We start from the raw sequence: 21,925 nt of genomic DNA, 5'->3' as shown, positions 1-21,925 counted from the left end.
TAAAAGATCTTAGAAGATATAAAAAAAATACCTTCCTCATGATTAAAATTCAATATACTAAAATTTTATTATTTATTCCTACGAAGCTTAAAAAATGATTTTAACAGCAATGAGCTCTCTTCTGCATAAATTCCAGTTGTCACATCACAAGAATGATTTAATCTAGAATCATTTAAAAGATTAGTTAAACTCCCTACTGCACCTGCTTTAGGATCATGGGTTGCAAAAACAACTCTCGGAATTCGCGCCAAAATAATCGCTCCAGCACACATAAAACAGGGTTCTAACGTTACATATAATGTACAACTAGTTAATCGCCAACGTGCTAAATTTTGACAAGCATTTGAAATTGCTATTAATTCCGCATGAGCAGTCGCATTATTGTGAGTTTCTCTCAAATTATAAGCTTCTGCTATAATACTATTGTTGCTATGATCAACAACGATAGCACCTACAGGAACTTCTTGCTGCTGAAAAGCTTTCTGTGCGAGATCAAGACATTTTAGCATATAGAATGAATCAATATTTTTTTGTTCTGGATCGGATTGCTTATTAGACAAGAACACACCTATGAAAGAAGGTGGCGGAGCGAGAGGGATTCGAACCCTCGGAAGAGTCTCCCCTTCGCGCCCTTAGCAAGGGCGTGGTTTAAGCCAACTCACCCATCGCTCCCAAGGGATAACATATTGTAATAATGGCGCGCGGTAAGCGATTCGAACGCCTGACCGCCAGATTCGTAGTCTGGTGCTCTATCCAGCTGAGCTAACCGCGCTAATGTCTTAGCAAAATGAACTACGCAAGCGCAACTCATAATTCTCAGAGTGTTTGATGGTGTACAAAATCAAGTATCATTAGTCAACATACATTCTAACTTTTTTCTCTTCTAAAAAAAATTTTGGTGCTAGCTATTCTCTTTTTGCTACTTCTTATACAAAAAAATCGTAGAAAGATTTGATTCATTTGTGCTATGCCTTTTCAGATTCTTGCCCAAGTGGCTAAGTAATTCATTTCATCAAGAAACTTAAAAATCCGAAAGGAATCCCCGTGTTCTCTCACCGCGTGATTAAAAAAACAGGAAAAATGATTCCAGTTATCCTAAGTTTGAGTGTCATCTCCTCAATTTATGCTTCCGAAGAAACTGCAAAACCACCTAAAATATGTATGGTTCTTGATAAAGGTGGGAAGGACGATCATTCCTTTAATGAATCTGCTGTGAATGGCTTCAACAGGGCTCTCAAAGAATTAAAGATAAGTAAAGATAGTAAATTTGTTGAACCAAGAAATGATAGTCAAATAGTTCAATTTTTTAGAAATTTTACAACCCAAGCTAACTGCGATCTTATTATAGGTATTGGGTTTAATCCTTCCGAATTTATTCCAGATTTGGCCTCGAAAAATCCAAACAAAAAATTTCTGTCTATTGATGTTAACATTGACGACAAAAATAAAGCTAAAAATATCCGTTCAGTTACCTTCCAAGAACATGATGGTTCATTTTTAGTAGGTGCTATTGCAGCAATGAAATCTTCCACAGGAAAAATTGGTTTTATTGGCGGTATGGATATTCCACTTATTCATCGTTTTGAAACAGGCTATACAGCTGGTGCTAAATATATTAATCCAAATATTAAAATTACAACGTCGTATGTTGGCATCACTCCTGATGCATGGAATAACCCATCAAAAGCAAAAGAACTAGCTCATGCTCAATACAATGAAGGCATAGATGTCATTTATCAAGTTGCAGCTAATTCAGGTCTAGGTGTGTTTGATTCAGCTGAACAAATGAATAAAAAATCTAATAATAAAAGACAACATTATGCTATCGGTGTGGATTCAAATCAAAACTGGCTTAAACCAAATGTGGTCATTACTAGTATGGTAAAACGAGTAGATAATGCAGTTTATTCAACTATAAAAGACATCATAGAAAATAAATTTACTGCAACACATACTGCATTTAGTTTAAAAGATGGTGGAGTGGATTGGGCTTACGATGAACATAATAAAAAATTCTACACAAGCTCGCAAATTAAAGAAATAAATAGTATTAAAGAAAAAATAATTAGTGGAAAAATAAAGGTACCAGACTACTATGAATTGGAAAAAATAAAAAATTCTAAATAATTAAGGACTACGATAATGAAAAAATTTTTTGTTTCATGTGTTCTAACTTCTATAGTACCAGTAGCAATGGCTGAAACAAATCCCAAAATATGTATGATCCTTGATAAAGCTGGGAAAGATGACCAGTCTTTTAATCAGGAGGCTTACAATGGATTTCAAAAAGCGCTTAAAACCCTTCCAATCTCAAAAGACAGTAAAGTTATTGAAGCTAAAGAAGAATCACATTTGAAACAAATTATTAGAACATTTGTAAATAACAAATGTTCTATTATTTTTTCTGTTGGAATTAATAATGCTGACGCAATTAAAAATTTAGCTCCAAGCTTTCCTAAACAAAAGTTTGCAGTTATTGATACCAAAGTAACTCATGAAAATGTCCGCTCCATTGTTTTTCAAGATGAACAAGGAGCTTTTTTAATGGGCGCAATTGCTGCAATAAAAACAAAAACTGGAAAAATAGGAATAATTGGTGGGATGAATATTCCACTGATCCAAAAATTTGAAAAAGCTTATATTGCTGGTGCTAAAAAAATTAATCCTAAAATTGAAGTAATGACTGGTTATGTTGGTGTCTCTGTTGAAGCTTGGAATAATCCTACAAAAGCACAAGAATTAGCTCTAAATCAATACGCTCAAGGTGTAGATATCATATTTCATGCTGCTGGAGGTTCTGGCTTAGGTGTTTTTAATGCAGCTGAACAAGCAAGCATTAAAAAAACTAAAAAATACGCAATTGGGTGTGATTCAAATCAAAACTGGATTAAACCAGGAATTATATTAACAAGTTTAATTAAAGATATAGATAAATCTGTTATGGATACAATTCATAGTATTTTAGATAATAATTTTACAACTGGTGTCTATACATATAATTTAGAAAATAAAGGAATAAACTGGGCTTATGATAAATATAACGAAAGTTTATTTACTAAAGAAGAAATTCAAAAAATTAATCTCATAAAAAAAGAAATAATTGAATTAAAACAAGAAACAATAAATTAAAGGTTTGTAGCTAATATGATTAAAAGAAATATTAAATCCATTTTCTCTATTTTTTCTAAATCACTTTTCTTATTTAGTTGTATTAATTTAAATATTTTTGCATTGGAGTCTAAAGAATTACCAAAAATATGTCTAATATTAGATAAAGGTGGTAAGGATGATAAATCTTTTAACCAATTAGCTTATGAAGGCTTTTCAAGGGCTCAAAAAGAATTAAATGTATCCAAGGAAAGTAAATATGTTACTGTCCGTGATGATGCAAATTCTATAAATTTTATACGTTCTTTTTCTAGCGGAGAATGTGGGCTTATTATTGCAGTTGGTTTTAATAACGCAGAAAATGTAGGAAAAATTGCTAAAAAATATCCAAAACAAAAATATGTATTAGTAGACTCATCAATAGATGAACCAAATATTAGATCCATTTCTTTCCAAGAACATGAAGGTAGCTTTTTGGTAGGCGCAATAGCTGCTATGAAATCTAAAACCAACCAAATAGGATTTATTGGTGGTATGGAAATACCTCTCATCAAAAGATTTTATTATGGATTTGAAGCTGGTGCTAAATTTATTAATCCAAAAATTAAAGTTACAGAAACTTTTGTAGGTATAACGTCTTCAGCTTGGAATAATCCTACCAAAGCAAAAGAAATTGCATTAGCAATGTATAATAAAGGTGCGGATGTTATATTTGTTGCAGCAGGTGCATCTTCATTAGGTGCTTTTGATGCTGTTGAAGAAGCAAATAAAAAACTATCTAATAAGTTCATAATTGGTGTTGATTCAAATCAAAACCACTTAGCACCAGGGCTTGTTTTAACGAGTATGGAAAAGAAAGTAGATTCAAAAGTTTTTGAATCAATTAAAGACTATACTGAAAATAAATTATCTACTGGAGTGATTAGATACGGTTTTTCTGAAGGCGGTGTTGATTGGTCTTTTGATAATAACAATAGAAAACTTTTTAAAGATAATGAAATTAAAGAAATTAATAAAATTAAAAAAGAAATTATCGAAAAGAAAATAATTGTACCTGACTATTATAAAATAAATAAATAATTTATTACTTTTTTTTAATTTCACCTTCAATTTAGAATGCTTAAAATGGAACACTTTAAAGATAAAAAAATTGCTATAGAATTCAAAAATGTAACAAAATCTTTTGGTAAAGTAATTGCAAATAATAATATAAGTTTTTCAGTAGAAAAAGGAACTATTCAAGCCTTAATTGGTGAAAATGGTGCTGGAAAATCTACTGCAATGAAAATATTATTTGGCTTGTATAAAGAAGATGATGGTGAAATTTTAGTTAATGGTAAGCCTCAACATTGGCAATCACCCAAAGACGCTATTAAAAATGGAATAGGGATGGTTCATCAACACTTTATGCTTGCTGAAACTGCTACTGGTCTTGATAATATAATACTAGGTGACGAAGAACACACTCTTAAATTGCCATTTTTACCAACTTCGTTTAATATTATTGATAGAAAAAAAGCTCGACTAGAAATTGATGAAATTGCCAAAAAATATGGACTAACTGTACCTTTAAATACTAAAATTTCTAAACTAGCTGTAGGAATGCAACAAAGAATTGAAATTTTAAAATTATTGTATAGAAACGCAGAAATACTTATTCTTGACGAACCTACTGCTGTTTTAACTCCTTTGGAAGTTGACGAACTTTTTGAAAATTTAAAGAAACTAAAGAATGAAGGTAAAACAATAATAATTGTTACTCATAAACTTAGAGAAGTTTTAAATTTTACAGATAATATTGTAGTATTTCGAGCAGGAAGCGTTGTTGGATCATTAAAAACATCAGAAGCATCTGAAGAAAAAATAGCCTCATTAATGGTTGGCAGAAATGTTAATTTAAGACCAAATATTCCATTAGGAAAAAAAACTAGTAATAATGTATTAGATTTAAAAAATGTAACTTTAAGAAATTTTTCTAACAAAGACTCACAAAAAAATTTATTAAATAATATAAATCTATCAATTAACGGTGGTGAAATAGTTGGAATTGCTGGAGTTGAAGGCAATGGTCAATCAGAATTAATTGATATTATTTTTCATCCTCAAAAATTCTTTGGAAAAAAAATATCTCCACATCACCCTGCTTCAGGTAAAATAACTTTATTAAATAAAGATATTACACATAAAAAAAGTTCTGAAATGCAAGATCTTATTGTGGGTTTTATACCTGAAGATCGTCATAAGAATGGCCTACTTTTGAACATGACAGCTGAAGAAAATTATATTTTAGGAAGACATTGGGAAAAGAAATTTCGCTTTGGAATATTTCAAAAAATATCAGAAATTCAGAAGACGGTAAAAAGTGAAATGGAAAAATACGATGTACGCCCAAAAAATCCTAAGTTAAATGTTTCAGGATTTTCAGGCGGCAACCAACAAAAAATAATTATCGCCAGAGAATTTGGAAAAGAGCCGCAATTTATAGTAGCTGCAAATCCTACTAGAGGTGTTGACATTGGTGCAATAGAGTATATTCATAACCAATTAGTTGCTGAAAGAGATAAAGGTGTAGGTGTACTTCTTATTTCATCAGAATTAGATGAAATTTTGACTTTAGCCGACAGAGTCCTCGTTATGTATGGCGGAAGTATTGCTGCTGAATTCAAAAGAAATGAAACTGACGAACATATGATTGGACTTGCAATGTGTGGTGGATTATTAAATGGAGATATTAAGAGATGAATATTTTACGCCCCATTATTGCAACAATTATTGCTCTTATTATTGGGCTACTTGTAACTAGTATTGCTGGTGAAAATCCCTTAAATGTTTTTTATATTTTTGCTAAATCAGGTTTTGGTACAGCTTACGATTTTGGTATGACTTTAACTTATAGTATGCCACTTATTCTAACTGGTCTTTCTGTCGCAATGGCTTTTAAAGCTAAAATGTTTAATATTGGGGCTGAAGGTCAATTAACAATGGGTGCTTTAGCTGCAGCAACTGTAGGCGCTTTGTTTCCAAATATCCCACCTTTTTTTGCAATCATTTTTGCTGCTCTTGCTGCTGCTGTATTAGGTGGTTTTTGGGGTGGAATTGCTGGTTATTTAAAAGCAAAACGTGGAGCTCACGAAGTTATCACGACAATTATGTTAAATTTCATAGCTGCTGGAATTGCAAGTTATATAACTGTTTACATTTTAAAAGATGTAAATTCACAAAATCCTCAGACAATACCAATTTCTAAAAATTATGTATTAGAATCCTATTCATTTTTCGATGGTGCACCAGTATCATCAGCAATATTTCTTTCTATTTTTGTAGCAATTCTTCTCTGGTTATTTTTATATCGAACTCCTTATGGTTATGAAATAAGGAGTGTTGGTGAAAATGAGGCTGCTTCTTCAACAGCAGGAATAAGTATTTCTAAAACTCAAATGAAAACAATGTTTATTGCAGGTGCTTTAGCAGGACTTGTTGGAGTGGGAGAAATATTAGGCCGTTCAGAATGCTTTAAACTTGATTTTTCTCCAGGATATGGTTTCACAGGTATTGCAGTGGCCTTTCTAGCAAAAGGGAACCCTCTGGCAATTATATTTTCTGGATTATTATTTGGAGCTCTTCAAAAAGGTGCTAGTGATTTAGAAATCTTCACCCACAACGTTACATCTGACCTTGCATTAGTGCTGCAAGCATTAATCATTTTAGCTGTATCAGCTGATGGGCTCTGGGAAAAAATTAAATTTTCAAAAAAGGCAAATTGATATGGAATGGATTAACCTCTTATCTTCAATTAGTGGCGCGACCATTCGAATGTCTGCTCCTTTAATATTTGCAGCTTTAGGTGGATTATTTAGTGAGCGTAGTGGAATAATAAATATAGCTCTAGAAGGAAAAATGTTAGCTGGAGCTTTTACTGCTGCAGCAGTTACAGCTTTAACACATTCGCCTTTTTTAGGATTTTTATGTGGGGGATTAGCAGGGCTTGTCATGTCAGCAATTTATGGTCTTTTTGTAATTAATTTCAAATCAAATCAAATTGTTACAGGAACTGCAATTACAATTTTAGCTGCCGGAACAGTGCCCTTTGCTTCTCAAATTCTCTTTCAAAATACCGGTTCAACCCCAGAAATATCTATGCATAACAGATTTATTTACGAACCAATTATAGCTGTTTGGATTATAGTTGCCTTAGTTTGGCTTTGGTTCAAGTTTTCGCCATACGGTTTATGGCATAAATTTGCTGGAGAACATCCAGATGCTCTTCAAACATCAGGTATTGATGTTATTCGTACTAGATGGAGCGGGGTTTTATTATCTGGATTTTTAGCAGGACTAGGGGGCGCAACCTTATCAATTTGCCTTTCCAGTAGTTACACTAGAAATATGACCGCAGGGAGAGGTTATATGGCTTTAGCAGCATTAATTGTTGGCGGCTGGAGACCAATAGCAGCAACATTAGCTTGCCTAGCATTTGGTTTTTTTGATGCATTGGGAATCATGTTGCAAGGCGTGAAAATACCTAAGCCTGATTTCGATGTTGAATTTTTAAATCCAATTTGGAACTTTATTATCTCACCGCAATTTGTTCAAATAATTCCTTATTTATTAACTGTTATAATTGTTGCTGGATTTGTTGGCAAAAGTAAACCTCCTAAAGCTTTAGGACAACCTTATTTAAGAAATCGATAATTCGAAAATTAGTTTATCCTTGAAAAATTAAAAGTTATAATAATTTTTTAACTTATTTTCTTAGGATTTATTATGCGGATTGTTAAAGTATACACCAAAACAGGTGATAAAGGCACAACTGGATTAGCAGATGGGAGCAGAGTTCCAAAAGATGATCTTAGAATTGAATGTTACGGAACGATTGATGAATTAAATAGCATATTAGGAATATGTCGACAAAATCTAGAAGAAATGCCTAAAAAAGAAAAAACCATTTTAGACTCTTGGATTTATTCAATTCAAAATGATCTTTTTAATTTAGGAGCAGATTTGGCAACGCCGTTATCTTCTAGATGGAAAAATATGATAGTTTTAAATGAAGTGGATACAAGTCAATTAGAAAAAATGATTGATTATTGCCAAAATATTTTAGAACCACTCCAAGAATTCGTCTTACCTGGGGGAACCAATTTAAATTCTTATTTTCATTTGGCGAGAACGGTTTGTAGAAGAGCAGAACGCTTAATTGTTTCTTTCTCGATGGAAAAAGAAATTAATCCGAATATTCTTCCTTATATAAATAGATTGTCAGATTTGTTTTTTGTTTTATCTCGCTGGGTTCAAAAGTTAGCAAAAAGTAACGAAGTTACATGGGATAAAAATTCAGGAGTCAGAACAATTGAATTTTAATTAAAATCTAAAGTAATTCTAGAATTAACTTTTCATGTTCATATTCTTCATCAAGTTTTTTATTTACAATAAAATGCTTTATAAAATCTATTTCATTACAAAAATTAAAATTTAAACATTGTTGGTGCTCATATAAAAAAGAATGCATCTTGTTAACATTTATAGTATTTTCCAAGAAAAAAAATCCTGAATTATTCATATTATAACTTAATGGTAAGTTACTTAGACTAAAAAAAATGATATAAAAAATGTTTTTTATCATCTTTCATCCTTAATCAGAAAATTCAAATTAATTATCAGAAAAATAAAAAAACGTAATTGCATTTTAATAAAATATGTTTTTTTAGTCAAATTAAATATAAATTTTTAATTACATTAATTGGTTATCTTGTAGATTTTATTTTAGTTCCAAATGACGGAATATCTTATTGCACCAAAACTAAGCACACCTCGTTGTCCAGAGACTACAGGACCAACTCCTGCTGGAGTTCCTGTAAAAATTAAATCTCCAGCAACTAAAGGAAAAAATTTACTAATATATGATACACATTCTATAGGTGAGAGAAGCATATTTTTACCATATCCTTCTTGCTTCACTTTATCATCTAAAGAAAAAGTAAACTTTTCTTCTAAGTAATTAGGAAACTCTGAAATTCTTAACCACGGTCCTACTACAGCACTATCGGGAAAAACCTTACTAGTTGTCCAAGGATGACCATCCTTTTTTTGTTTTGCTTGCATATCTCGCAAAGTCATATCCAGTCCAACAGATACAGCCCCAATAGCTTTTTCTGCTTCTTTGAGGTCCATCTGATATCCACCTTTATCAAGCCGCAGAACAAGCTCTGCCTCAAAATGCAGGGAGCTAGATGATTGCGGAACGATCAAAGATAACTCTTCATGATCAACTGCAGCTCTTAAAATACTTTTCGGTTTTAGAAAAATGACGGGTTTTTCAGGTACCGCATCACCTAATTCTTTTGCATGTTCCAAGTAATTCTTGCCAACACAAACAATTTTATCCATAACTAAATCTCCAAGGGACAAGAAGCCCTTTTACAAAAAGCACATCAAATTTTTATGACCGTGTGCTATTTTGTAATGTAAAGAAAGCTTTTCACAATGTCCATATGCGCAAAAAAAGAGTTTTACCCTTTTTAAAAAAAGCATATAAATAGCTTGGTTTTGTGATGCCTGTTATAAAATTTGTTTTGGAGAATAAAAGTATGACATATAAAAGCAATAACAAGAATACCTATCGTCCAAAACCCCCTAAAGGACCTATTCGTCTAGCTTTCGGTATCATGAATGAAAAAAAAGATGATGCTAAACCAATATTAATAGAACAACCCAAATTTGAAAAACAAGATATTATAGGAACTTTAACATTAAAAAAAGTTAAAATTAATTTAGCACCACCTTTACAAGAAAAGCTTGTGGATAGAATTCACAAAAATTTAGCAAAGATAAATGAAGAAGGAAAATATATTAATTCAAACACCATTGTTGATTTAGATGAACAAGGACATCTACAAATTTCTTTTAATTATAATCAAAATACAATTGATAGAATAAAAGGTCTTGATAGAAATGAAAGACAATGGGATCCTGACAATAGAGTTTGGCGACTTTTTATCGGTACTTTTGATGATTTGTTTGATATTCTAGGTAAAGGATTTAAGTTAACAGATAATGCATATAATGCTATATTAGAATTCACTAAAACTAAGTATTATGCTAATATAGCACCCAGCAAATTAGGTAAGCTTATATTAAGAGAAAGTTGGTTTGAAGAATTTGATTTATCTGGTGAAGTAAATACGAGTCTTGGTAGCGAAGCTATGATTGGTTCAACAAGCTCAAAAAATATTTCACCTGAACAATTAGAAAATCTTCAAAAAATAAGACAACAAATTTCTTCGTTTCCTTTTAAAAGAAAACCTTATTCCCATCAAATTACAGGTATTGAATTTCTTATTCAAAACCCAGCATGCGCTTTATTAGATGAAATGGGTTGTGGAAAAAGCTTTCAAATAGCTTCCTCAGTAGCTATGATGCTGCAAAATAAATCTATAGACAGATGTTTAATAGTAGCTCCAAAATCTCTTGTGAAAACTTGGCAAGATGAAATAAAATTAGCAACCAGCATACCTTATACAGTAATTGAAGGTTCACCAGCTCAAAGAACAAAGTTAATCCAAAGCAGTAATCCTATATTTATTATACATTATGAAGGTATTAGACTTGAAAAAGATGCATTATCTGAATGGATACAAGCTGGCGAAGGAATGATAATTTTTGATGAAAGTCAAAGAATCAAAAACCTTTCCGCTCAAACAACTATTAGTGCAAAATTTATTAGAAATGGTGCAAAACGCTGTGTTATTGCCACAGGTACTCCTATTGCAAATAGACCAATAGATTTATTTGCGCAATATTATGTTATGGATAATGGTTTAACATTTGGTTCAAGTTTTCCTGCTTTTAAAAATACTTTTTGCTATATTGATATCCTTGAAGTAAATCAAGGGAGAAGAAAAATCAAAATTGAAAAATTTGTTGGTGTTAGAAATGGAGAAGAATTAAGAAAAAGAATTCAAGCTACAAGTCTAAGAAGATTAAAAAATGAAGTTCTAGATTTACCACCAATTATTTACAAAGATTATAACATTGAATTAAAAGCGGAACAAAAGACGATTTATGCAAAAATGCGTGATTCAGTTAGAAATGAAATTGAAAATATGAGTCCTGAAGAATATGCAATGCAAGCAAATAATATTGTAGTAAGGTTACTAAGACTTTCACAAATTGCATCTAATCCCATGTTAATAGACCCTAATTATACAGGCTCAAATGCAAAAATTGATGAACTAAATGAAATGCTGTCTGATATATTTTCTGATGATACAAAAAAAATTATTCTATGGAGTCACTTTGTTGGAAACGTTGATTTCTTAACAGAAACTTATAAAGAAACTTGGGGAGCAGTAGCACATACTGGCGATATGTCTGTTCATGAACGAGGAAGAAGTGTCGAAGAGTTCCAAAATAATCCAGATTGCAGATTATTTATCGCCACTCCCCAATCTGCCAAAGAAGGTCTTACTTTGTTACCAAAAGATGGGAAAATGAAAGCAGATACCATGATCTATATGGATTTAAATTTTGATGGAGGAAGCTATGTTCAGTCACAAGCGCGTTTCCACAGAATTGGTCAAAACTCTGAAAAATGTTTAGTAATTCATTTAATCGGTCAAGAAACTGTTGATGAATACATTAAAAAATCTCTAATAGATAAAATACAAACTGCAACTCAAATATTAGATAACTCAACAAATGCTCAATTAAATCAAATTAAAAATGAAAAATTTACTTTAAATAAAGAAGAAGTTCTTAAAATACTATAAATATGTTAACAAAATTTTTCTTAATTTTACACCTGATAAATCTATTTTTTCTCTATATTGAGTTCCTCTAGATTTATCATATGAATGATAACAATTTATCCATTTTGTTCCGCAAGTACTTACATAATTCTTTAAAATATTATTAGATAAAAAATTAACAGAAAAATCGCCATTTAAAAAATTAATAGGTTCAAATTTAAATTTTGAACCATTTGCCCGCCAATTAATTTGTAGAGGTCCAATATCAATGTTCGAATTTTTTGAAATACCATTCATTAAATACTTTTTTGCTTGATCGCCAGTTAAAGTTTTTTTCCCAGCAATATTTACAATTCGAATTTTAAATGCTGATTCAACATGTGCAATTTGCCATAAAATATCAGGATTTTGAGTTTTACAGGCAGCTTTAGCAAAATTTAACATTAGCAGCCTTTCATCTGCTGGAAGATTATTTGACGTTACTTTACCCGCCGCTGCTAGAAAAAGAACGTGGCAAGGTATTTCTCTTTTTTTTGCTACATAATGAAATGCTTGTCCTTCTGGAACAGAAGAAAAATATTCAGGAACAAATACCACGTGAAGCCTCAAAAACTAAGTTAACTAAATAGAGCTAAAAAAACACCGAACACATATAGCAAAATTTTTTATAAAAGTGGAGAAAATATTGCTTAAAATCAGCGCTAAAGTAAAATTTTTTTTCTTTTTCTTTGTAATAGTTCATTCAAGTTTTGGCTATCCAAGTAATAGTAACTCTCCTGTAATCATTCCAGCAATACCTAACTATCTATCCAGTCGTTCATTAGGAATGGGGGGGGCTAATGTAGGTGTTGCTGATGATGAAAATTCAATTTTTGATAATCCTGCTGGTTTAGGTACCATAAACTCTATGCAGAAAGGTGTTGTAAAAATAACTTCATTGCCAAATATTTCATATTCCACCAACTCATATACTTATGGTTTAACAAATCAAAATTACAATTACTACCAATATCCTTATAGTTTAATTGATAATTCAGTGAAAGATGGAACTAAAAATAACATCATTTTTACTAGAGCCAGTATTTTTCCAACTATTGTTATCGGCTATTTTCAATTTGGAATTTTAGCTGATTCCTATGAAAGCGGATATACTTCTTTTTTGTCTTCACCTCAAACTAGTGCATTTTCTAATGGGATGACTTATGACAGAACGTTTTCTGAATTTAGAAGGGATCAAGAAGGTCTCGTTACTGGCTTTAGTCTTCCTTTGGCTAAATCTTTTCTGTTTGGTGTGTCTTCCAGGGTTATGCAAAGAGAAACCAGAACAAACATCATTGAAGCCAATCAAAATGGATTAATTCCCCAAGCAAAAACACAAGCTGATAGAAATATCAACAGCACAAATGGGGCAGCTTTTGATCTAGGAATTATTATGCCTTTTAAATCCCAATTATCCCCTAAAATTGGGTTATCTGTTCTAGATGTGGGGGATACAACCTATCAAGCTAGTAATTCATCTTCTCATGATGAAATTGAAAAAATGAATATTAAGGCTGGTTTTAGTCTTAATCCTAGTTTTAGCAAATTTGTCGGTGCCATATTTTCGGTTGAAGAAGAAAGAATTAATGATCAAAGAGTAAATGACCGAGATAAAATACATGGCGGGTTTGAATTGAGTTTTGGAGCTCAATCAAGTGTAAACGCTCCATTTTCGGTTCGCTTGGGTTATGGAAATCAAAACTTTACTGCTGGATTTTCGATTTTCATCATTTTTGCCAGATTGGAGTTTGCTACTTATGCTGAAAATGTTTCTGTTAATGGTGATACTGTAAACGACAGAAGGTACATTGGTAGGCTTACTGTAGATTTAATTAAGTAAGTTATGTTTATGTCTCGGGAGGTTACACGTGGATGTTCAATTAAAAGACGGCATATACTATGTGTCTGGCGACATCACCGAAGCATGTAATCTTGGAGATTTTGGACTTCCTACTGGTGTAGTTAAATTTGATTTAGGTAATATTCGTACTATAAACAGCTGTGGAGTCCGTGAATGGATAGTTTGGATTAATAAATTAAAAATTTCACCTGTTTATTTTAATTGTCCTCAAGCAGTTGTAATGCAATTTAATATGGTTAAAGAATTTCTTTCAAATAATGCTAAAATAGAAAGTTTTCAAATACCTGCTTACTGTGAAAATTGCGGTGAACAAAAGGTATTTTTAATGCAAAATGGTAAAGATTTTAATCTAGGAAAAAAATTAGAATATGAGTTACCAAAATGCGATAAAGAAGGTTGCAGCATAGAATCTGATGTAGATTTTGAATCGTATTTTTACTTTATTGAAAATTCAAAATAAACAAGGGCTTATATGATAGACAGTGATAACATAAATCTAGATGCAATAGTTGATGTTGAAAGCGAGCTCTATCGAAGCGAGTTGGTAGCACTTTTTAGAAGTTGTGCAATCACTCCTATTATTGCAACCAAAAATGATACGGTTGTCGAAATTAAAAAATTAGCCGAAAGCGGCTGTAAACAAACTATGTACATAACTGATCATATAGACGAAAAAAAACTCAAAGAACAAGAACTGATTCCATCGATAAGAATTGAAAATTTACTTTTAGTTGATGAGGAAACTAAAGATAAAGTAATTGATAGTGATGGGTTAATGTTATTTGGACATGTTTTATCTTGCAATCAAGAGCATGTTCCACATCTGCAACTTATGAGTACTATTAGAAAAATAAGAGAAAAAAAATATTTTGGAGTGGATAAATGTGTATCTTATGGAGCCTACGTCCATAGATATGTTTTATCTCACTCAGATCAAAGACAATGGTTTAGAGATGCTCTCTTTGAATTTATCAAAGGCCTTTCTCAGGTGTTAGGCAGACCTACGGACGCCTACGCTCAGTTTGGTGTAGAGGTTCAAGAAGAGTTGCTTATGAATGCAATTTGGGATGCAAACCCTAAATTACAAGACGTAGATAGAAGAGTTCCAATAGCACTTCTTCCGCAAGAAACTGTCCAAATTGAATGGAGCTTCGATGGGACTTATCTTGCCATTGGAGTAAGAGATTCTTTTGGGACATTTAGCAAACAAACCGTTTATAAATATCTAAAATTCTTATTTGCAAGCGATAGAAAAGCAATGATTCGTTTACAACAAGAAGCTGCTGGTGCCGGTCTTGGGTTATTTATGGTATTAGAGCGATTAAGTTCTTTAATTATAACCGTTTCACCTAATAAAACCACAGAAGTGATTGCTATTCTAAATTTAACAACTAGCCCTAAAGCATTCACCAAAAAACAAAGATCTTTCCAATTTTTCAGCATTTAAAATTTTTTTTAAGATTTCTTATCAAACCAGTTGAACTCTTGAAAAAACTCAGCTACAGAAGAGTTTCAAGCGGATGTGGTGAAATTGGTAGACACGCTGGTCTTAGAAGCCAGTGCCCTAGGCGTGAGAGTTCGAGTCTCTCCGTCCGCACCATTTTAATAATTCATTAGATATGTACATTATGAACATTCAGCAAAAAATTGAATTGAAATTAAAAGAAAATATTCAAAGTATATCTATTAATGTAATAAATGAAAGCTATAAGCATAGTGTTCCAAAAGGTTCAGAAACTCATTTTAAAATTGAAATTGTATCTAACGAGTTTGAAAATAAATCTCTATTAAATCGTCACAGAATGATAAATGAGTTATTAAAAGAAGAGTTTACCTTAATTAAAGCTTGTTCTTTACACACTTTAACAGAAGCTGAATGGAAGAAAAAGAATAATAGGACAAATAATTCTCCAAATTGTGTTGGTCATTAAAAATCTAATATCTTTTCTTCAAATTTTATTCAAACCGCATTGGCGCGATTTCAAAATGTTCAATATGGTAATCTACAAAAGACTTCACTACAATTTTCTTGCTATATTTTACTTTTAATTCATCTAAAAATATTTTGTCTTCTTCTAGTAATCTATCAGCAACTTGAGCATGAGCTTTAACAACAAACCCTTCATTATTTGAGCGTGAAAACTCTCTTAATAATTCTCTTATAACTTCACAGGAAATAGTTGCAGGACTTTTAACATGACCATTTCCATCACAATATGGACAATCAACAGTCATTTTTTGTAACAAGCTTTCCTCAGTACGTTTTCTTGTCATCTGTACTAAACCCATTTCAGAGATTCTTAGTACTGTAGTTTTAGCTTTATCTTTTTTTAATTCTTCAATTAATGCCAAAAAAACCTTATCTCTATCATCACTTCTATCCATATCAATAAAATCAAGTATTATAATTCCACCAATATTTCTTAATCGCAATTGTTGAACTATTTCTTTTACTGCTTCAAGATTTGTTTTAACTATTGTGTCACCTAAAGATTTATTCCCTACATATCTTCCCGTATTTACATCAATAGCAGTTAAAGCTTCTGTTTGCTCGATGATTAAATACCCACCTGATTTTAACCAGACTTTTGAGCCAAGGGCTCTAGATACTTCTTGTTCTATACCAAAAGCGTCAAATATTTGGGTATCGCCTTGGTATAACTGAACTTGAGCTCCTAATTTTACACTAAATCTATTTAAAAATCTGACCAGATCTTCATATCTTTTTTTATCATCAATAACAATTCTATCTAAATCACGGGAAATTAAATCTCTAGTTGCACGAAAAACTAAATCAAGATCTTCATGAACTAAACAAGGCGATTTAGATTTTAAACTTTTAGTCTTTAAAGAATCCCAAAGCTTAACAAGAAAATCTATATCAGCAATTATTTTTTCATCTGGTACATTTTCACTTGCAGTTCTTACTATAATTCCTGCGCCTTCGGGTTTTATTTTTTGAACAATTGTCCGCAATCTTGTTCGCTCATCTTCACTTTGGATTCTCCTACTTACACCAATATGGTTAATACTAGGCATGAGTACAACATATCTACCAGGTAAACTTAGATAAGTTGTAACACGAGCGCCTTTTGTACTTATGGCATCTTTAGCAACTTGCACTAATATTTCCTGACCTTCTTTAACAAGATCAGAAATTTTATAATTTTTTGCTATAGTTTTTTGAAAGCTAGCTTCTGAGTTTTCGTCTTCTTCACTCTGTGAATGAAGACCTTTTCCCTCTTCATCAAAACCTTCTGGTAGCTCATAGGAGCCTTCAGGCTTAATATCTCCGCCATATAAAAACGCAGCCCTTTCAAGGCCAATATCAACAAAACAGCTTTGCATACCAGGTAAAACTCTTATGATTTTACCCTTATAAATTCCTCCTACAATTCCCCTATCTCGACTTCTTTCTATGTAATATTCCGATACTTGACCTCCTTCTATCAGCGCAACGCGCGTTTCGTAAGAGGTGCTATTTATAACTAGTTGCTTAGCGACCATAACTCATATTCTTTTTTCAAAAAGGTTCAAAATCCAAACACAAGTGGAATTACCTAGCGATTTCTCTTTTCACCTCCTTGTAGCAGAAGGGCATTCAAGATAATTTCACTTGTATCAGGAATACTCTTAAATAACTCTATCGTCTTTGTTCTGGTCAGGTTAAGACGAATACTTGGATGCGAGGTTGAGTCACTCCCCCTCTCCTTCAAACTAACCCACTGAACAAGAAATTGAAACATCTCATTTGGGTTTTGGAAAGAAATAGCTGCTTCAGAATTAACCAAATCAGCAGCTTCTCTAGCTCGATGAAAAGAATTTCCTAGTAATACTGGTGTGGCGTGCGCTGCTGCTTCTAGGACATTATGTATTTGCCCATCAAATCCCCCTCCAATGATAGCAGCATCAGCTATTTCATAAATTTCAGCTAAATATCCAATTTTATCAAAAATAATCACTTCAAATTGGTTAAGATATTCTGCTAAAAAGTGTGCATTATATTTCAAATTATAAACATTATAGTTTTTATTAATTTGGTAATTTTTATCTATTTCAAGATTATATTTAATATCAATATTTGTTTTAGTCTCATCAATTAAATTATTCCTGAGTGTTTTAATAATATCAGAATATAAAACGACTCTACTATTTTTATTTTCAAATTCTTTTTTAATTTTCAAACAATTTTCTTCTTTAACATCATGTGGAACATAAATTATAAAATAATCTTTTGAGAAATTACAAAGTGAAATTGCTATCAAGTGTTCATCCTTATGTGGAGAACCAAAAACAACGCATTTTTTTTGCATAAACTTTTTTTGATCTAAGCAAAATGAAATAAAACATGAAAAATCTTTTTCTAATTTTTTTTCAGATAAAGTTTTAGCTCTCTCAAATGCTCTAGCCCATTTAGCATCACCAGCTAAAAAAATTTTACTTTTAGTATTTTGTTTAGAAAAATAGTTAAAATCTTCTTTTGAAACTGCGAAAATATTATCCATATTTTTATAATATCTTTTATTCCATTCTGTGCTAATAAAACCCATAATTCCATTTTTTGTCTTTTTTTCAGAAGCAGATAATAAATTAATTTGAAGACTATTCTTTTTACAAACATCGTACAAAGATGGCCATATATCATAGCGAACAAAAAATATTTTTTTTATTTGCAATTTATTTATTACGTATTGATAATTTTTTCGAACATCAATTGGCAGGCCAATTGCTAATAAAATCTCTGGAAAATTCTTCAAAAATGGTTCTGCACTCGGTGAATAATACGTTACAAAAAACTTCACCTTTAAATCTGTTGACAACCTTCTTGCTACAGGAATAGCTTGTTCCATTTCGCCAGCACTTGCAACATGAAACCAATAAATATCTTGATTATGGTTAAATTTTAATTCCGATATTTTTTTTTGGAAAACTTTTGAATCCCTTAAATAAACAAATCTTTTAAATTTTTTATCTTTAATAAATAAACATAAAAAATTAAGAAAATGAAAGATTATTTTTTGACATAATTCATAAATAAAAAACACTGCAACTCCATTTAGTTATTTAAATTTTTTTATCTTTGTTCTATAGGAATATAAGGAATATTAATTTCACCATTATAATTAGAAAGCGGACTATAAACTCTATTATTTTGCCTTAATTCTAATATATGTGAGCACCAACCAACCATTCTAGCAGCTGCAAATATTGCAGAATACAATACAGGATGTATACCTAGTTTTTTATAAACAGAACCACTCCAAAAATCTACATTAACATATATTGGTAACATTTTTTCTTTAAAATATTTTCTAGCTTCTTCTTCAATTTGATTTAAAATTTTCAAGTCACTAGTTTTTTCTTCTTTAGCTGTTAATTGGGTTAAGAGATCTTTAAATATGATAGCTCTAGGATCAACTGTTTTATACACTCTATGTCCCATACCCATAATTTTTCCGCCAGATTGAAGCAGATTTTGAACAAAAACTGAAACATTTCCACTTTGTTTAGCTTTTTCTAGCATTTCTAATGTTAAAACACTAGCACCACCATGCAGAGATCCACTTAAAGCCCCTACAGCAGCACTAGTTGCTGAATAGAAATTTGCCAAAGTAGAGGCGACCGTTCTTGCTGTAAAAGTTGAAGGGTTAAAACCATGATCCATTTGAATTATTAATGCTATTTCCATGCATCTTGTCTGATTTTTAGTAGGAATTTTACCAAATAACATATAAATAAAATTTTCAATAAAAGGTAAATCTGAACGAGGTTCTAATAAAGGAACACCTAAATAATGTCTATAAGCTGCAGATAGAATAACAGGAGTCTGAGATATAATTCTCATTACTTTTTCAATATAATTCTCTTCTTCAAAATATTCATCTTCTCTATCAATACAAGCAAGGGAAGCTAAACAGGTTTGAAGAACAAGCAAAGGATTAGAATATTGAGGAAATTCTTCTATAATTCTTATAACTTTTTCTTGTGAATGGGACATGTTACTTAGACCCCATTGAAAACTATCTAATCTACTTTTTGTTGGTAATTTTCCAGTTAATAAAAGCCAAGCTGTTTCTTCAAATGTAGCATGCGCCGCTAGTTCAGCAATATTAATGCCCCGATAAAATAATCTTCCATTGATACCATCAACCCAACTAACACTAGTTGAATCTACCACCATATCTCGCATATTATATTTTAAATCGTCGTTTTGCTTTGTAGGCTCTTGATGACTCATAGCAAACTACCTCAGTTTTTTTGACCATTTCACTCAATTTTGCTACCAACTTTAACATTGCTCGAAGTTAGTTTTGAGCTGTACTCGTTGTGACATAACAGCACTTTAAGAGGATTAAAACAAAATGGATATTTTGCAACTTGAAAAACCCCTCCAAGAACTTTACAATAGAATATCTGAACTTCGAATTGCAGCTCAACAATCCTCAATTTTACTTAATAAAACAGATGATACCAAAGAACTAAATGAAGAAATTTGTATTCTTGAGAATAAATTTGAACTTCTTGCTAAAGAAATTTATTCTAATTTGACTCCATACCAAATCACTCAACTCTCTAGACATCCAAATAGACCATATACTTTGGATATAGTGAATCAATTATGTACAGATTTTATTGAACTCCATGGAGACAGAAACTTTGCAGATGATCAGGCTATTGTTGCCGGAATCGGATTATTTAGAAATAAAAGAGTAGTTATTATTGGTCATCAAAAAGGGCGTGGTACCAAAGAAAATATGAAAAGAAACTTTGGAATGCCAAAACCAGAAGGCTATAGAAAGGCTTTGCGGATTATGAATCTTGCCGAGAGATTCAATTTACCCATAATCACTTTTATAGACACTCCAGGTGCTTATCCTGGTATGGATGCTGAAGAAAGAGGTCAAAGTGAAGCTATCGCTAAGAATATTATGGTTATGAGCAGGTTATCAGTGCCCATTATCTCTGTTGTACTCGGAGAAGGCGGGAGTGGAGGAGCTCTCGCAATTGGTGTAGCTAATAAAGTTTTCATGATGGAATATTCAACTTATAGCGTCATTTCTCCCGAAGGTTGTGCCTCAATTTTATGGAAAGATGGCAGTCAGGCTGATAGAGCAGCAAATTTATTAGGATTAACAGCTGATGTAGCATTAAAAAATAAAATTATTGATGGTATTATTAAAGAACCTCTTGGTGGATCTCATTGGAAAGCTAAAGAAACTATAGAAACTATTGCTGATACTCTTGAAAAAAATTTAAATCTTTTACAAAAAATGTCAAAAGAAGATTTAAAAGCAGATAGAGTCAGAAAATACATGCAGATAGGTTCATTTGAAAATGCTGCACCAATTTCAAAAATAGGAACAGAAAAGCCAATAACGAAATTATGGGATGAACCTTGGGAAGAGGTTGAATCCTCACTAGGGCTTTAAACGAGGATATCATGTTAGATTTGGAAAATAATTTTAGCGAAAATAAACTAAAAGTAATAACGATAGATGGCCCCGCAGGTTCTGGAAAAAGTTCTGTAGCAAAAATTGTAGCACACAAGTTGGGCTGGATTTATGTTACGACTGGAGCAATTTATAGAACACTAGCATTACTATTTCATGAATCTAACATGAAAATTACTGATGTGGAGCATATTGAACGTTTTATTTCTTTTATTTCTGAAAGATATAGACAAGAATCCTCCACGGGAAGAGTATTTATTGGAGAAAGAGAAATTTCGCATGAAATAAAGTCTCCTTTTGTTTCTGAACTTTCAAGCATTCTCGCACAAGAAGACTTTATAAGAAAAAGACTTCTTCCAATCCAACGAAAAGTAGTCTTAAATAATAGTGGTGCTGTTGTAGATGGAAGAGACATGGGAACTGTTGTATTTCCCGATGCTCCTCTAAAAATATTTTTAACCGCTTCTGCAGAAGAAAGAGCAGAACGGAGAAAAAAAGAACTTTCTCAAAATGGTCAAAATGCTGACATTAAAGAAATTTTAAGAGAAATTCATGAAAGAGATGAGAGAGATTTAAATAGAACACTTTCTCCATTAAAACCAGCAGTAGATGCTTTTTCTCTCGATTCAACATGTTTTTCACAAGAAGATATTGCTAATAAAATATTGCAATTAGCTGTTCAAAAAGATTTAATCATTTCTCGTGAATTTTAATTAATT

At 31.7% G+C, this 21,925-nt stretch carries 21 protein-coding genes and 3 tRNA genes; 15 read left to right on the top strand and 9 right to left on the bottom strand.

The window, feature by feature from the left end; genetic code table 11:
* Positions 1–68: 68 nt before the first annotated feature.
* The 3 genes from tadA to GOY08_RS10095 all read right to left on the bottom strand — a co-directional run bounded on the left by tadA (position 69) and on the right by GOY08_RS10095 (position 772).
* On the bottom strand, positions 69–560 hold the full coding sequence (gene tadA / locus GOY08_RS10105; RefSeq protein ID WP_235899669.1) for a tRNA adenosine(34) deaminase TadA: 492 nt from the start codon (positions 558–560) through the stop codon (positions 69–71).
* Between the two features lie 21 nt (positions 561–581).
* A tRNA-Ser gene (locus tag GOY08_RS10100) sits at positions 582–672 on the bottom strand.
* 23 nt (positions 673–695) lie between these two features.
* Positions 696–772 (bottom strand) — tRNA-Arg (locus GOY08_RS10095).
* Positions 773–1,044: 272 nt separating this feature from the next.
* Here GOY08_RS10095 and GOY08_RS10090 point away from each other — a divergent pair.
* The 7 genes from GOY08_RS10090 (at position 1,045) to GOY08_RS10060 (ending at position 8,469) form a co-directional block, all read left to right on the top strand.
* Positions 1,045–2,127 carry a BMP family lipoprotein gene (locus GOY08_RS10090; protein WP_158998784.1) on the top strand — a complete coding sequence of 361 codons (1,083 nt, stop codon included), beginning with the start codon at positions 1,045–1,047 and terminating at the stop codon, positions 2,125–2,127.
* 15 nt (positions 2,128–2,142) lie between these two features.
* On the top strand, positions 2,143–3,129 hold the full coding sequence (locus GOY08_RS10085) for a BMP family lipoprotein (protein WP_158998783.1): 987 nt from the start codon (positions 2,143–2,145) through the stop codon (positions 3,127–3,129).
* 15 nt (positions 3,130–3,144) lie between these two features.
* Positions 3,145–4,188: a BMP family lipoprotein gene (locus GOY08_RS10080; protein WP_158998782.1), complete on the top strand. Its 1,044-nt coding sequence runs from the start codon at positions 3,145–3,147 to the stop codon at positions 4,186–4,188.
* Positions 4,189–4,233: 45 nt separating this feature from the next.
* Positions 4,234–5,850, top strand: coding sequence for an ABC transporter ATP-binding protein (locus GOY08_RS10075; protein WP_158998781.1), 1,617 nt, complete (start codon positions 4,234–4,236; stop codon positions 5,848–5,850).
* A complete protein-coding gene (locus GOY08_RS10070) occupies positions 5,847–6,872 on the top strand; it encodes an ABC transporter permease (protein WP_158998780.1) in 1,026 nt (341 codons plus the stop codon). The genes GOY08_RS10075 and GOY08_RS10070 overlap by 4 nt, the downstream gene beginning before the upstream one ends.
* A gap of 1 nt (position 6,873) precedes the next feature.
* On the top strand, positions 6,874–7,800 hold the full coding sequence (locus tag GOY08_RS10065) for an ABC transporter permease (RefSeq protein WP_158998779.1): 927 nt from the start codon (positions 6,874–6,876) through the stop codon (positions 7,798–7,800).
* Positions 7,801–7,872: 72 nt separating this feature from the next.
* Positions 7,873–8,469 (top strand): cob(I)yrinic acid a,c-diamide adenosyltransferase, encoded by a 597-nt coding sequence (locus tag GOY08_RS10060; RefSeq protein WP_202914052.1) that lies wholly within the window; start codon positions 7,873–7,875, stop codon positions 8,467–8,469.
* 7 nt (positions 8,470–8,476) lie between these two features.
* Here GOY08_RS10060 and GOY08_RS10055 read toward each other — a convergent pair whose 3' ends face one another.
* A complete protein-coding gene (locus tag GOY08_RS10055; RefSeq protein WP_158998778.1) occupies positions 8,477–8,731 on the bottom strand; it encodes a hypothetical protein in 255 nt (84 codons plus the stop codon).
* 140 nt (positions 8,732–8,871) lie between these two features.
* A complete protein-coding gene (locus tag GOY08_RS10050) occupies positions 8,872–9,495 on the bottom strand; it encodes a fumarylacetoacetate hydrolase family protein (protein WP_158998777.1) in 624 nt (207 codons plus the stop codon).
* Between the two features lie 200 nt (positions 9,496–9,695).
* On the opposite strand from GOY08_RS10050, the gene GOY08_RS10045 reads away from it, so the two are divergent.
* On the top strand, positions 9,696–11,876 hold the full coding sequence (locus GOY08_RS10045; protein WP_158998776.1) for a DEAD/DEAH box helicase: 2,181 nt from the start codon (positions 9,696–9,698) through the stop codon (positions 11,874–11,876).
* On the opposite strand, the gene GOY08_RS10040 is transcribed toward GOY08_RS10045, so the two are convergent.
* Positions 11,871–12,452 carry a transglycosylase SLT domain-containing protein gene (locus tag GOY08_RS10040; protein WP_158998775.1) on the bottom strand — a complete coding sequence of 194 codons (582 nt, stop codon included), beginning with the start codon at positions 12,450–12,452 and terminating at the stop codon, positions 11,871–11,873. The two genes, GOY08_RS10045 and GOY08_RS10040, sit on opposite strands and share 6 nt — an antisense overlap.
* A gap of 88 nt (positions 12,453–12,540) precedes the next feature.
* Between GOY08_RS10040 and GOY08_RS10035 the strand changes: the two genes are divergently transcribed.
* The 5 genes from GOY08_RS10035 to GOY08_RS10015 all read left to right on the top strand — a co-directional run bounded on the left by GOY08_RS10035 (position 12,541) and on the right by GOY08_RS10015 (position 15,686).
* Positions 12,541–13,734, top strand: a complete 1,194-nt coding sequence (locus GOY08_RS10035) for a hypothetical protein (RefSeq protein ID WP_158998774.1) — start codon at positions 12,541–12,543, stop codon at positions 13,732–13,734.
* A 28-nt stretch (positions 13,735–13,762) separates the two neighbouring features.
* On the top strand, positions 13,763–14,215 hold the full coding sequence (locus GOY08_RS10030; protein ID WP_158998773.1) for a hypothetical protein: 453 nt from the start codon (positions 13,763–13,765) through the stop codon (positions 14,213–14,215).
* Positions 14,216–14,227: 12 nt separating this feature from the next.
* On the top strand, positions 14,228–15,202 hold the full coding sequence (locus GOY08_RS10025; RefSeq protein WP_158998772.1) for a hypothetical protein: 975 nt from the start codon (positions 14,228–14,230) through the stop codon (positions 15,200–15,202).
* 69 nt (positions 15,203–15,271) lie between these two features.
* A tRNA-Leu gene (locus tag GOY08_RS10020) sits at positions 15,272–15,355 on the top strand.
* Positions 15,356–15,383: 28 nt separating this feature from the next.
* On the top strand, positions 15,384–15,686 hold the full coding sequence (locus GOY08_RS10015; protein ID WP_158998771.1) for a BolA family protein: 303 nt from the start codon (positions 15,384–15,386) through the stop codon (positions 15,684–15,686).
* 25 nt (positions 15,687–15,711) lie between these two features.
* Here the strand turns inward: GOY08_RS10015 and GOY08_RS10010 are convergent, their stop codons facing one another.
* From GOY08_RS10010 to GOY08_RS10000, 3 genes are read right to left on the bottom strand one after another with little or no spacing between them, the layout of a single operon-like run.
* Entirely contained in the window at positions 15,712–17,262 is a 1,551-nt protein-coding gene (locus GOY08_RS10010) for an Rne/Rng family ribonuclease (protein WP_158998770.1), read from the bottom strand.
* Positions 17,263–17,315: 53 nt separating this feature from the next.
* Positions 17,316–18,800, bottom strand: coding sequence for a 3-deoxy-D-manno-octulosonic acid transferase (locus GOY08_RS10005; RefSeq protein WP_158998769.1), 1,485 nt, complete (start codon positions 18,798–18,800; stop codon positions 17,316–17,318).
* 29 nt (positions 18,801–18,829) lie between these two features.
* On the bottom strand, positions 18,830–19,993 hold the full coding sequence (locus GOY08_RS10000; protein ID WP_158998768.1) for a citrate/2-methylcitrate synthase: 1,164 nt from the start codon (positions 19,991–19,993) through the stop codon (positions 18,830–18,832).
* A 124-nt stretch (positions 19,994–20,117) separates the two neighbouring features.
* Here GOY08_RS10000 and GOY08_RS09995 point away from each other — a divergent pair, with 124 nt between their 5' ends.
* Positions 20,118–21,185 carry an acetyl-CoA carboxylase carboxyltransferase subunit alpha gene (locus GOY08_RS09995; protein ID WP_158998767.1) on the top strand — a complete coding sequence of 356 codons (1,068 nt, stop codon included), beginning with the start codon at positions 20,118–20,120 and terminating at the stop codon, positions 21,183–21,185.
* An 11-nt stretch (positions 21,186–21,196) separates the two neighbouring features.
* Positions 21,197–21,919 (top strand): (d)CMP kinase, encoded by a 723-nt coding sequence (gene cmk, locus GOY08_RS09990; RefSeq protein ID WP_158998766.1) that lies wholly within the window; start codon positions 21,197–21,199, stop codon positions 21,917–21,919.
* The last annotated feature ends 6 nt before the right edge of the window (positions 21,920–21,925 follow it).

It is taken from the genome of Pigmentibacter ruber, from assembly GCF_009792895.1.
GTDB lineage: Bacteria > Bdellovibrionota_B > Oligoflexia > Silvanigrellales > Silvanigrellaceae > Silvanigrella > Silvanigrella rubra.
This window is presented reverse-complemented; position numbering and strand designations above follow the sequence as displayed.